The 12,373-nt window shown below is 64.9% G+C and carries 10 protein-coding genes; 7 read left to right on the forward strand and 3 right to left on the reverse strand.

What is annotated here, in order from left to right; genetic code table 11:
* Window positions 1–65: 65 nt before the first annotated feature.
* Complete coding sequence (locus QFZ30_RS02585; protein ID WP_307073189.1) at window positions 66–3,467, reverse strand: family 78 glycoside hydrolase catalytic domain; 3,402 nt, start codon at window positions 3,465–3,467, stop codon at window positions 66–68.
* The gene (locus tag QFZ30_RS02590; RefSeq protein ID WP_307073191.1) at window positions 3,467–4,807 is read right to left on the reverse strand and encodes a Gfo/Idh/MocA family protein; all 1,341 of its coding nucleotides are present in this window, start codon (window positions 4,805–4,807) and stop codon (window positions 3,467–3,469) included. Before QFZ30_RS02590 ends, QFZ30_RS02585 begins: the two co-directional genes overlap by 1 nt.
* 345 nt (window positions 4,808–5,152) lie before the next feature.
* Here QFZ30_RS02590 and QFZ30_RS02595 point away from each other — a divergent pair, with 345 nt between their 5' ends.
* From QFZ30_RS02595 to QFZ30_RS02625, 7 genes are all read left to right on the forward strand, one after another.
* Window positions 5,153–5,893: a YesL family protein gene (locus QFZ30_RS02595; protein ID WP_307073193.1), complete on the forward strand. Its 741-nt coding sequence runs from the start codon at window positions 5,153–5,155 to the stop codon at window positions 5,891–5,893.
* Between the two features lie 3 nt (window positions 5,894–5,896).
* Complete coding sequence (locus tag QFZ30_RS02600) at window positions 5,897–6,058, forward strand: hypothetical protein (RefSeq protein WP_307073195.1); 162 nt, start codon at window positions 5,897–5,899, stop codon at window positions 6,056–6,058.
* Between the two features lie 155 nt (window positions 6,059–6,213).
* Entirely contained in the window at window positions 6,214–7,743 is a 1,530-nt protein-coding gene (locus QFZ30_RS02605; protein WP_307073197.1) for an extracellular solute-binding protein, read from the forward strand.
* 86 nt (window positions 7,744–7,829) lie between these two features.
* Window positions 7,830–8,834 carry an ABC transporter permease gene (locus tag QFZ30_RS02610; RefSeq protein ID WP_307073199.1) on the forward strand — a complete coding sequence of 335 codons (1,005 nt, stop codon included), beginning with the start codon at window positions 7,830–7,832 and terminating at the stop codon, window positions 8,832–8,834.
* Between the two features lie 3 nt (window positions 8,835–8,837).
* Window positions 8,838–9,710: a carbohydrate ABC transporter permease gene (locus QFZ30_RS02615; RefSeq protein ID WP_307073200.1), complete on the forward strand. Its 873-nt coding sequence runs from the start codon at window positions 8,838–8,840 to the stop codon at window positions 9,708–9,710.
* 58 nt (window positions 9,711–9,768) lie between these two features.
* On the forward strand, window positions 9,769–10,482 hold the full coding sequence (locus QFZ30_RS02620; protein WP_307073202.1) for a rhamnogalacturonan acetylesterase: 714 nt from the start codon (window positions 9,769–9,771) through the stop codon (window positions 10,480–10,482).
* On the forward strand, window positions 10,483–11,154 hold the full coding sequence (locus tag QFZ30_RS02625; RefSeq protein ID WP_307073204.1) for a DUF1961 family protein: 672 nt from the start codon (window positions 10,483–10,485) through the stop codon (window positions 11,152–11,154). It abuts the gene before it with no gap.
* A 61-nt stretch (window positions 11,155–11,215) separates the two neighbouring features.
* On the opposite strand, the gene QFZ30_RS02630 is transcribed toward QFZ30_RS02625, so the two are convergent.
* Window positions 11,216–12,370: a hypothetical protein gene (locus QFZ30_RS02630; RefSeq protein ID WP_307073207.1), complete on the reverse strand. Its 1,155-nt coding sequence runs from the start codon at window positions 12,368–12,370 to the stop codon at window positions 11,216–11,218.
* Window positions 12,371–12,373 lie beyond the last annotated feature (3 nt).

The raw sequence follows: 12,373 nt of genomic DNA on the forward strand, positions 1-12,373 counted from the left end.
GCGAACCGCTTGAGGTCCGCATCCGGCGTCGTTCGCTTTTGTCACTCTGCGTTATAGAACCGCTGTCAGGTGTCGGCAGACGGGACGAAAGCCCAGCTTCCCGCGTGGATCCGGAAGTCCACAGCTGCGGTGCTGCCTGTAGTGAAGCCATCTGTACCAGCGCTGCTTGTGGTGGCCCGTTCCGTGCCGGATCCCAGGAAGCCGCTCGACGCCGTCGGGCCCTGGACGCCGTAGCGTGAGGCCGGCAGGCGGACTGTTGCCGCGACACCCGCGGGAACCGTGCATTCCAGTTCCATCCCCGCTTCCGTGCGGCGCCAGGCCACCGTGACGTGGCCGTTGGGCAGCGGAACGCTTCCTTGGGCGTGCTCCAGCCGACAGACCGGCGGTTCGATCAGCACTTCGCTGCCTCCCGGGGCAGTGATCCGGATTCCCAGCAGGGACTCGAGGATTTCCTTCACCACGGAGGCGGACCAGGCGTGCGACTGGCTGTGGTCCGTCCCCTCCACCAGCTCCCAGGATTCCCAGGTGAAGCTCGCGCCGGATTCCAGCAGCCGCGCCCAGCCGGGCTGATCCGCTGACGTGAGCAAATCCAGGACTGCGTCCGTCAGGCCCTGGGAGAGGAGGGCGCGCACCAGCCGGTGCACGGTCATGGGACCCTGCTGCATTCCCAGGCCTGCGATCCGCTGCGCGTCAGCCGCTGCGTGCCGGGGGTCGGTGATTCCCAGGGACAGCGGAAAGGACGTGGCGTGCTGGGACCCGTGGGTGCTCGGCGTTCCGTCGGCGTGCAGGCCGTCCACCATCACGCCATCCACGCGGAGGCGGGAGCGGATGGCGTCCGCCAGTGTCCCGGCATGGGTCACATACCTCACAGCCGCATCCTCCCGGCCGGCGATGCTGCAGAGCCGGGCCGTTGATACAAGGGCCGAATATGCCTGGGCATTGACCGTGGTCTTGGCGGCACAGCCCATGTCGTATCCGAACCTCCCCGGTGCTGGCCAGTCCACGATGCCATGGAGGTACGGGCCGGAGCCGCCGCCCAGTTGGGTGACCAGTCCCGCCGTCGGGCCTTCCAGGGCGAGGTACCGCAGCGCATAGTCAGCGGTGGCCCGGAGGTGCGGGAGCAGTTCCTCGACCAGCCCTGAGTCCCCGGTCCGCAGATAGTACTCCTCCGCCCACTCCGGCACCATGAGCGAAAAATCGGGGATATCCCGTTTGCCGTCACCGTTGGGATAGACAGCGTTGTAGCGGCCCAGGTCATCTCCGCTGTTCCAGTAGCGTCCGGCGGACCAGCCGAACTCACGCAGGGCCTGCGCAGTGAAGGCATGCTCGCCGAACAGGGCCATGGTGGCGTAGGAGATGTTCACGGCATCGGCCAGGAACTGGCCCTTTTCGCGCGTGGGCGTATCCACGAACTGCTCCTGGACGCCGTACAGGGCAGAGTTCCGCAACAGCCGGAAGACGGCATCCAGCGTCGGGTCCGAGCTGCTGAAGTTTCCTTCGTCTGGATGCCTGCCGCGGACCACAACGGCCCCCACCCGCGACAGGTCCTGCGCATCAACTCCGGGCAGCTCCAGATAGCGGAACCCCAGATGGACAGTGGCGCGGAACAGCTGCGGGCCGCCCGCCTGCGTGTAGGGAAAGGACATGTCCGTGTTCTGGCTGGCTGTCTTGCCGGCATCCACCCGGCCGGACGCATCCAGGACGTAGCCAGCCCGGATCATCAGGGTGCGGCCAGGGATGCCGTCCCGGAAGTCCGCCTCCGGACGTGCCGGGATGACCTGGCCAAAGTCTGCCACCAGCGTGCCGTCGGACGCCGCCAGGAAGGTCTGTGGGGCAACAAATTCTTCAGACAATAGGGTGCGGCGGGGATGTAGGGCAGGGAATTCCTGGACAGGGTGCCGGCCGTAGCTCAAGGCCGGCGGCATGTCCCGGGCGGCGGCCATGGTCACCGCGGCCTGGCCGTCCAGGTGCTCCACGGGGTCGCCTTCGTCATTGCGGTAGCCCGATTGCCGGTACGGAGCCTCGGCGGCGGTCCAGTCCGGCCCGGATCCAAAGACCTCGCGCCGGCCATCCGTGTAGTCCACACTGAGGCGGACCAGCAGGCCAGGCGTGCCGGCCGCCCTGCCCTGGCCCGGGCCGTACCAGTGCAGGAGCGCCGTCAGCGCAACTGTTGACACCTCCGGGGGCTGTGCCACGTGCGGCTCTGTTAAACGCGTGGCGAGGGGGCCGGCCAGCAGCGCGGTGACGTCAGCGGCGTCGTAATATCCCTCACCTGGGTAGCCGAAGGAGGTGGTGCTGAGGCATTCCGCGCCGTCCAGGGCCAGCTGCGCGTGGTGGCTGGCCGCCATAAAGAGCCGTGCCCGCGCCACGGTGCCGTTGAGGGTAAGGGTGCTGCGGAAAAGGGTCCATTCGTCGGGCTGGCGGTGCGCGGTGGTGTGGGCCCAGTGGCCCAGGAACGCGCGGGCCTCTTCGGTGCCGGCGTCGAACCGGTGGTCAATCAGTACCGTGTCTGAGCCTGCGTCTGCGCCTGAAGCCTGGGTTTCACGGACCTTGAGGGAGGCATACTCGGCCTGGCAGCGCGGGCCCTGGTGGAGGGCGAGCTTTCCCACTGACCCAGCGGGCGCCTGCTCGTCCACTGTCAGCAGCTCCACGCCGTCGAGCGTGACCGTGATGGTCCGGCCGTCATCGGTGACTTTGAGGTCCCGCCAGGTTCCGGGGACCAGGTCTTTGCCGGGCAGCCTTTCCTGTTTGGCCGGGGGCTGCCGGTCCAGCTGGGCGCTCGCAAGGATCTCGGTTGACGGCACCGCCGTGATGGGAATCTCCCACCGGGCAGCGCGGCGGAGGACCACATTGCCAGCGCTGTTGAGCTCCAGCAGCAGACCCGCTCCGGGGCCGGTGCTGCGCAGGATCAGCCCCGCATACCCCATCGACGGGCGGAGGTGTGCCTCCAGCGCATAGTGGCGAACGGGAGGACAGGGGATGGGCAGGAAAGGCGAACCGGCAACCCGGAGTGCGCCGTCCAGGATCTCCAGCGGGGCCCGGCCGCCGGGCGTGCGGTGGATCCAGGCGGCGTCCCAGCCCGCGTCAGACAGACCCGTGCTGAACGTCTGGGCCTCCGACCACGGGCCCAAGGCCCCCGCCGCATCGCATATCCGGACGCGCCAGCTGTAGTCCCTGTCCTCCACGAGGTCAGGCCCGCCGAAGGGAACGCCGGACTGCCGGGCCGATCCAACAGGCCCGGAGCACCAAACCTCGGCGCCGTCGGGTCCGGCCACGGCCAGTTCATAACCGGTCTGGCGGGCGCGGGCGGGGTCTGAGCCGTCGGCCTGGACCAACTGCCAGCCGAACACCGGGCGCGCGGATGCCGTGAGGCATGGGGCGAGTCCGTCTGTCAGCAGATTTGCCGCTCCCAGTTGCCCGTGCAGAACCTGCGTCGGGCTGGCCTCCTGTACCGGCAGGATTCTCATCAGGATGCCGTCAGGCGCTGGGCGGAACCGGGACCGGCGGACTCTCGCTGTGCGGAGCCCGGCCCGATGGAGACCTGTCTCATGGAACCGGCCCAGCGGAGACCGAGCTCACTGAACGTGGCGTGTTCGTGAGTCGCGCGCTCCAAAGCCTCTTCGATTCCGACCACAACAGCGTGCGCCGAGTCGCCCTCACCTTCCCAGCGGATATGGGCCCCGCCGATAGGGGACGGAAGCGGGGCGGTGCGGATGGCCTCAAGGACCAGCATGAACGCGCCGCTGTCCGGGAGCGGGCTGATCAGCTCGGCCCCATCATTCCGGTGTGCCAGCAGGTTCTCGGCGAGGTCATTCCGGCCAAACACCTCTTCGGTCCGGCCCGCTGCGGTACTGATGCTCAGCCGGTCCTCGGTGTAGTGGAAAACTGCAGTGCCCAGGGAACCCTGGAGAGTGACATAGGGCTCTACGGATTCGGTGGCGCACAGGGTCAGCGCGCACGTGACGGGAGTCCCGGCTGCGGTACGGATGCGGATCACCGAGGTGTCGTCCGACTCGATCTCATTGGCGCGGTACAGGTCCGTTTCCACCGAGGCGACGTCGGCCACGGTCCGCGCCCCGGCGATGCGCAGTGCTGTTGCCACAGCATGGGCCAGTGGGTTGGTGGCTACGCCGTCAACAATGTCAACGCCGTCGATGCTCCGCTTCCCGGCCCACCGGGAGCGCTTGTAGTACGCCCGGTCCCTCACCCAGCGGCCCGTTGCCGAGATGCCTTGGAGGGTTCCGATCGTGCCCCCGGCCAGCAGTTCATCGATCGCCTTCAGGGCGTGGGAACCCAGGCTCTGGAACCCGATCTGCACGCGCCGTCCAATGGCTTCGGCAGCCTCGCAGAGCCTGTTGAAGTCTGCCAGCGAGGCGACTGGCGGCTTCTCCAGGTAGAGGTCCGCCCCCGAAGCCAGGGCGGATAGCCCCAGCGGGGCATGCGTCTGGATTGGGGTGGCCACGATGATTACGTCGAGGCACTCGGTTGCTACCAGGAGTTCGGTGAGCCCGGAGAAGACTGCCGCTGTCGCCGGCACGGATCCCGGTGCCGGGGGCTGCGGATCGGCTACAGCGACCAGTTCGACGACGCCGGCCTCCTGGAGGCGTTCGAGGATACCCAGGTGGTGCATACCGAAGCCATGGACGCCTACCAGCGCCACCCTCGCTGCCGGACGAATACGCTGTCCGGGGGCCGGGTTCCTGTGTTCGGAGGATGCGCTTGTGTCTGGGGCCGCGGTGTCAGCCGGCCGGGCAGGAGTTCTTTCGGGGGACTGTGACTCGGCGGCGTTGCCGAAGGGCGTTCCCATGGGTCTCCATCTCTGCCCCGCGAGGCACAAAAAACTGGGTCCTTGCAACGGCTTTATGAGGTGACCGGTGAGGACCGTGTGACAAATTCGCCTCCCCGTGTGCGGCAGACGAGAGCGGAGTCCGAAGTCCCCTATGGAACGGCGGCCTGCCGGAATCCAGCAAGCGCTTTCCAAGATCCAGTGTGCGGCATGGGGCGGCTATGCGTCCAGCCATGTAACGATTCAAAACACGGCTTGACCTGCTGGCTTCTGGGGTCTAGATTTTCGAGAAACCGATTACTCACGTGACGTGGACCACTCGTGGCCCCGTTCCCGAAACGATGGAAAACTGAAGGGAGCTGAGCCATGCTGGCCGGAACATTCAGTGCGCGCGCCTACTCATTCTTTGACACCCTCTTGTGGATCGCGTGCCTGAACCTGCTGTGGGTCGTGTTCACGCTGCTGGGCCTGGGGGTCCTTGGTGCAGGACCGGCCACGGCTGCAGCCCAGATCCTGGTCCGCCGGAGGGCGCAAGGGGGAGCCGCTCCGCTGCTGCGTACATTCGCCACGGAGTACTTCAAAAACTTTCTCCGCGCCAATGCATTGGCGCTGCCCGTCATGATCGTGGCGCTCGCCCTGGCCATGAACTGGAACTACTTCGCCGGTGCCGGGGATCTGGTCTCCCAGCTCATCGCCGCCGGAAGCTTCGTGGGAGCGATCTTCCTGGCAGGCGTGGTCTGCTACCTGTTTCCGATGTATGCCCGCTATGAACTGCCGGTGGGGCAGTACCTGATGATGTGCTCGCGTTTCGCGGTGCGGCATCTAGCGGGAACTGTGATTCTGTTGTTCATCTCTGCCGCCGCTGTCTATGCCAGCCGTGCCTTGCCTGGTCTCATCCCGTTCTTCAGTATCGGAGTCTGGCTGTTTGTTACCGGCTGGCTGTGCGACCGCTTCTTCACCGCGAACGACGAATCCTTGGAAGCCCTTGCGGCACTTCAGGAGGGCACAGCCCAGGAACAAGCGCTCCCGGAGACCTCCCGGCACGGCGCCGGCCGGACGCCTGCGCGCCCCGCCCGCACTGTCGGCCGTGGGGCACCCGTTGGGTGACCGGTGGGTGACCCCGTTGACGGCCGGTTCGTCGGGCTGGCCGATCCCATTGAGGGCCGGTTCGTCAGCGCGGCCGACCGCAGTGACGGCCGGTTCGTCGGGCCTGCCGATCCCATTGAGGGCCGGTTCTTCTGCGGAGCTGCGATCTTTGCCGCGGGTGAGTGAAACGTATCAAATGCTCTTCGGACCGGCGGGGCCTGGGTGGACTATCCCCGGCCACCAACCGGTTCCAAATGACTCAACCGTCTGACCCAATCATCGGCTCAATCCGGCCGCAAGCAGCAAACCAACCAACCCCGAAGAAGTGGAAAAGGAACAAGATGATCCGCAGAAAACCCAGCCTGGCCGCCGCCGTCGTGACCGCCACGGCCCTGACCCTGACCGCGTGTGGCGCGGGTGAGGCACCGGCCACCGATCTGACCAGCGTCAGCATCATGGCGCCCTTCCTTGAGGCACAGCCGCCGTCAAATGATGGGGCAGTGCAGAAGAAGTTTGAGGAATTCACCGGCAAGGACGTCAACATCACCTGGGCACCGAACGCCTCCTACGAAGACAAAATGAACATCACCCTGGCGTCTTCCGATATTCCCCATGTCATGGTGGTTCAGGGCAAATCGCCCGGCTTCGTCAAGAATGCCGAGGCCGGTGCCTTCTGGGACCTCACTGACAAGCTGAAGGACTATCCGAACCTCAAGACCACCTTCCCGGAAGTACAGAACAACGCCAGCGTCAACGGCAAGGTCTACGGTGTCTTCCGTGCCCGCGGACCCATGCGCGCAGCAGTGATGTTCCGCCAGGACTGGCTGGACAAGTTGGGCCTGAAGGCACCGGAAACCACTGAAGATCTGTACAACGTGGCCAAGGCCTTCACCGAACAGGATCCTGATGGAAACGGCCAGGACGACACCTGGGGCATCACCATCCCCAAGTGGGGCGCCCTGGGTTCCAACAGCCCCTACGACATCATTGAAGAGTGGTACGGCACGGGTAACCGCTGGACCGAAAAGGAAGGCAAGCTGGTCCCCAGCTTCGAGACCGATGAGTTCCTGGAAGCCAACCGGTTCGTCAAGAAGATGATTGACGAGAAGCTCATCAACCCGGACTTCGCCACCTTCGACGGCACCAAGTGGAACGAGCCGTTCTTCAACGGCAAGGGTGGGATCATCGTCGACGTCGACTCCCGCGTCAGCGTGCTCATCAACCTTTTCAAGCAGGCGAACCCCAACGATTTCCAGAACAAGGTGGGCTTTGTGGGCAACCTCAAGGGCCCCGACGGTAAGCTCCATGCCCACCCCACGGATGGCTACTCAGGCTTCCTGGCCATCCCGAAGACCAGCGTCCGGACCGAAGCGGACCTGAAGAACGTCCTGGAATTCCTGAACACGATGAACGGGAAGGACGTGGCCACGCTCTTCAACAACGGCATCGAAGGGGTGAACTTCACCGTCGAGGACGGCAAGGCCGCCGCCATCAAGCCTGAGACGCCCGAAGGAAAGGCTGTGGCAACGGATATCAAGAGCTACGCACAGCTTGGCACCAACATCACGGGCAACAACTTCTATCCCGTCAAGCAGGCCTCGGACTACGAACAGAAGGTCTACGACAAGCGCGTCGAGGTCATGGCGGAGGACCTCAAGAGCGCCGTCTACAACCCGGCTGCAGCCTTCGTTTCACCCACGTACGTTGCCAAGGGCGCGCAGCTGGACAACATCGTGGCAGATGCCCGGATCAAGTACCTGGCAGGCCAGATCGATGAGCAGGGCCTGAAGGACGCCATCAAGCTGTGGGACACCAGCGGCGGCAACAAGGTCAAGGAAGAGATCAACAAGCTCTGGCAGGACAGCAAGTAACAGCCGCCCCGGCGCCGTCGGACGGTCCTGCATTTTGCGCGGGGCCGGCCGGCGGCGGACCATCACCACCCAGAAAGGAGGCCTGAATGTCGCAGCTGACAGACGCACTGGCCTCGGACATCGCAACCGGCGACGGCGCGGCGTCGGGCAAGGCAAAGAAGCCCGCCAAGGCCCCCAAGACCAAGCGCGGCAAGCTCTCCGTCCATATTGCGCATTACAAGTGGCTCTACGTCCTGCTCCTTCCCGGGGTGATCTATTTCGCCGTTTTCCGTTACGCCCCCATGTATGGGGTCAGTATTGCCTTCAAGGAGTACGTTCCCTTCCTGGGCGTCAACGGGAGCCCATGGGTGGGCTTCCAGCATTTCCAGGACTTCTTCAGCAACCCCGACTTCCCGCGGCTGCTGGGCAACACCCTCATCCTGGCCGCGCTCAACCTTCTGGTGGCCTTCCCGCTGACCATCATCCTGGCGCTGCTGCTGAACGAGGTCCGGCTGAGCATCCTCAAGCGCACTGTGCAGACCCTGGTTTACATCCCCCACTTCCTGTCCTGGACCATTGTGGCGTCGCTGAGCTTCCTGCTGTTCGCCCTGGACATCGGGCCGCTCTTCCAGTTCATCAACGGCGTGCTGGGAACCGACATCGATATCCTGTCCGATCCCAACTGGTTCCGGCCGCTCATTGTTCTTCAGGAGATCTGGAAGAACACGGGCTGGGGCACCATCATCTTCCTGGCGGCCCTCTCCACCGTGGACCAGGACCAGTACGAGGCCGCCATCATCGACGGCGCCGGCCGTTTCCGCAGGGTCTGGCACATCACGCTGCCCGGCATCCGCAGCACCATCATCGTGATGCTGATCCTGGCGATCGGCCAGATGCTGAACACCGGGTTCGAGCAGATCTACCTCATGACCAACGCCCTTAACCGCAGCGTGGCGGACGTCTTTGACACCTATGTGTACTTCGTGGGCATCACCCAGGGCGCCTACAGCTACAGCACCGCCGTCGGACTGTTCAAGTCCGTGGTGGGCATCGTGCTGATCTTCGGCACGAACTGGCTGGCCAAGCGATTCAATCAGAGCGGACTGTTCTAAGCCATGAAAATCCACAACACCCGGGGCGGCCGAATCTTTGATGCCGCCAACTACGTGTTCCTGGCCCTGATCGGCATCATCACGCTGCTCCCGTTCGTCTATGTCTTTGCGGGATCGTTCGCCACCGAGGCAGAAATCACCCGGCGCGCGTTCTTCGTCTGGCCGGAGCAGTTCAGCCTGGGCTCCTACGAGTACATCTTCTCAACGCCCGCCTTCATCCGGGCGCTGGTCACCACGGTGCTGGTCACTGCGGTGGGAACCCTGGTTCAGCTAATCTTCACCGTCACCATGGCCTACCCGCTTGCCAAACGGAACCTCCGCGGTCGCAAGCTGATCCTGAGCCTGGTGGTGTTCGCCATGGTCTTCTCCGGCGGCATGATCCCCACGTTCCTGCTGGTCAAGGACTTGGGGCTGCTCAATAACTACTGGGCCCTGATCCTGCCGGCGGCCATCAACCCGTTCAGCCTGATCATCATCAAGAACTTCTTCCAGGAACTGCCTGCAGAGCTGGAAGAGTCCGCCAAGATGGACGGCGCCACCGAAATCGGGATCCTCTGGCGGATCCTGCTGCCGCTGTCCAAGCCTGTGCTGGCAACGTTCGCTCTGTTCTACGCGGTGGGCATCTGGAACGACTTCATGTCACCGCTGCTCTACCTGAGCGACAACTCCAAATGGACGCTGCAGATGTACCTGCGCCAGGTGACGGCCGCCAGCGACCTGCTGGGCACCGGCAACGCGGACCCGGCCTACATCCCGCCGGAACAGGGGATCAAGTTCGCCGTGATTGTGGTGGCCACGCTGCCCATCCTGATTTTCTACCCGTTCCTGCAGAAGCACTTTGCCAAGGGCATGCTGATCGGCTCCGTCAAGGGCTGAGGGCCCTGGGCGCCTAGGCAGCCAACCATCACCCTCAACCCAGAAAGGAAAGCACAGCATGAAAATCCTGCTCGCCGGAGATTCCACAGTGGCCAACTGTCCCACCTACGAATACCCCATGAGCGGCTGGGGTGCGCACCTGCCCAGGCATGTGTACACCTGGGCTGCCGTCCACAACTTCGCCAAGGGAGGAGCCAGCACAGAGTCCTTCCGCGAAGAAGGGCTCTGGGGCCGGCTCCTGGAGACTTTGGAGGAGCGGGACGTGGTGCTGATCCAGTTCGGGCACAACGACCAGAAGAAGGTCCACCTCGCCGCCCGGACCGGCTACGCCGCGAACCTGCGCACCATGGTGGCGGAAGTCCGGGCACGGGGCTCAGTCCCGGTGCTCTGTACTTCAGTGGAGCGCCGGCACTTCCTGGATGGAACCGGGGCGCGGGCTGTCCTGGAGGAGACCCTTGAGGACTACCCGGAAGTGGTCCGGGAAATCGCGCTCGAGCTGCAGCTGGCCGTCGTCGACCTTAACGCGTGGACGCGTGCCCTGTACACGAAACTCGGTGTTGAGGACTCCAAGTCGCTGTTCTGCCACTTCGGCCCGGGGGAGCATGCCTACTGGCCGGCCGGACTGGCTGACAACACGCACTTTTCCCAGCGCGGGGCCGCCTTGGTTGCCGACCACGTTGCTCGGCAGCTTGCGCTGTTGGGCTTCGGTCCGGCGGAACCCGCCACGGCTGAAGATGCAATGCCGGGACTCTCGATGCCGGGACGGCGCTAGGTGGGAAGGGCGCGCGCGGGAACGGATTTGCTCTACAGCAACCCGCTTGCTGGACCGGAAGACGTGGCCGACTGGGTTGCGGAGGGTCCCGTGAATCTTGCTCGCCATGACGGCGGGCTGGAACTCTCGGGACAGCTGGACGACGTGCAGCTCGGAGACCACGCCCACTGGACCTTCTGGTGCCCCGTGGAGTTCCCGGACTGCATCCGGATCAGCTGGGAGTTCCTTCCCCTGGCCGAGCCGGGGCTGGCTATGGTTTTCTTTTCAGCAGCGGGACACGGTGGGCGGGACATCTTTTCACCCCGGCTAGCGCCTCGGACCGGCTACTACCCGCAGTACCACTCGGGAGATATCGATGCCCTCCACGTCTCGTATTTCCGGCACAAGCATGCGGAGGAGCGGGCCTTCCGGACGTGCAACCTGCGAAAGAGCGCCGGCTTTGAACTGGTGGCCCAGGCCGCTGATCCCCTGCCGCCCACGGAAGACGCCCTTGATTTCTACAGCATGGAACTGGTCAAGGACGGCCCGCGGGTGAAGTTCTCCATCAACGGGCTTCCGGTCCTCGACTGGACGGACCCCGCAGAGCATGTGCTGGGCCGGGGCTATTTCGGCTTCCGCCAGATGGCACCGCTCCGGGCCGCCTACCGGAACCTCGTGGTGGAGAACCTCTAGGTCCCGGCAATTGACGCTCCCTTCTCCCTGAGAAGGACAGCGTGTTCGAGCTTTGGCGGGTTCACGACCGTTGGCCGGTCTGTCCTTCTACCAAGTGTGTCCGCCCTGGTTCAGGGTTTTGGTCGCCCATTGGACGGGTCCGTATGGCGTACTCCGCCGTGATGCGGCGCCGGCGTCGGTAGCGCAATTGGAGCCATGCGGCGGTACCCAGCAGCAGGACGGTCAGCACCGCGACGGCAACGTACAGCCATCCGGATTCGGGGGTCTTCGTTTCCGCTGGGGGCGATGACCCGGCGTCGGGGAAGGTGATGGTTGCTTGGGCGCGGCGTTCGAGCCGTCCGCTATGCAATATGATCTCTGCTTCCCAGGGACCGGCAGGTACCTGCTTGTCTAGGACAATCGTGACGGACTCGGTGGCACCGATCGCCACGGTCGTGCCAAGGCTGGCGGGGAACGGGCCCGCGCTGAGTCCGCCCGGACCGCCCGAAAGTTCCAGGGTTCCGAACATGTCCAGTGCCCGGCCGCCGTTGTTATGGACGGAGGCAAGCACAGATGGCCGGCCGTCGGCCGTGCGCTCGGCCGTTAGCGAGTCGACCGTGAAGTTGGCCGCGGGCGCCCCGCCGGGCCCCACGGACAGATAGAGACGGATACCGACGCGGCTGACTTGAGTGACGCCGCCGCCATTGACGGGACCCACACGCGCCTCGGCCCAGACAACGCCGTACTGCTCCCCTGGAGCTGCGTCGGCCGGGACGGCGATGGTTACAGTGGCCGTCACGTTTCCGCCGGCCGGGACCGTGGATGTGCCCGGATCGACAGACGTCCAGGTGGATAAGTCGTTAGGCGTGTCGCCCGGGGCGCCGAGGAACGAGCCGCCCGCAACGGTGGCGGCGGCAGAATACAGGACAACAGGGGTGGAGGAAGCGGCTCCGTTCGAAACCTCGATCCGCCGCTGAATAACCGTTCCAGGGGCGAGGTGGTCCACGATGTATAGCTGTGCCCGCGGATCGTTCGCGGCGCCGGATGGGGCGTCGAGGAGCCGCAACCCGAGGCCTGCGGCAGGGAGTTGGCCTGTGCCCGTGGACGCGTCCACGGGCATCCCGACAACTACGCACAAACCGACGCCGGCGACAATGCACAACAGGAACCGCATGATGATGCGCTGCCATATGTGCGGGAGGAACGCGGGGCGTCCCTCCTGCGAGTACGTGCCCAATCG

Origin of the sequence: Arthrobacter pascens, from assembly GCF_030815585.1 — a bacterium.
Lineage (GTDB): Bacteria > Actinomycetota > Actinomycetes > Actinomycetales > Micrococcaceae > Arthrobacter > Arthrobacter pascens_A.

Excerpts from the sequence above, each read along its gene's own strand:
- QFZ30_RS02585 (WP_307073189.1), bottom strand. The coding sequence starts at position 3,467 with ATGAGAATCCTGCCGGTACAGGAGGCCAGCCCGACGCAGGTTCTGCAC.
- QFZ30_RS02620 (WP_307073202.1), top strand. The coding sequence starts at position 9,769 with ATGAAAATCCTGCTCGCCGGAGATTCCACAGTGGCCAACTGTCCCACC.
- QFZ30_RS02590 (WP_307073191.1), bottom strand. The coding sequence starts at position 4,807 with ATGGGAACGCCCTTCGGCAACGCCGCCGAGTCACAGTCCCCCGAAAGA.
- QFZ30_RS02615 (WP_307073200.1), top strand. The coding sequence starts at position 8,838 with ATGAAAATCCACAACACCCGGGGCGGCCGAATCTTTGATGCCGCCAAC.
- QFZ30_RS02610 (WP_307073199.1), top strand. The coding sequence starts at position 7,830 with ATGTCGCAGCTGACAGACGCACTGGCCTCGGACATCGCAACCGGCGAC.
- QFZ30_RS02605 (WP_307073197.1), top strand. The coding sequence starts at position 6,214 with ATGATCCGCAGAAAACCCAGCCTGGCCGCCGCCGTCGTGACCGCCACG.
- QFZ30_RS02595 (WP_307073193.1), top strand. The coding sequence starts at position 5,153 with ATGCTGGCCGGAACATTCAGTGCGCGCGCCTACTCATTCTTTGACACC.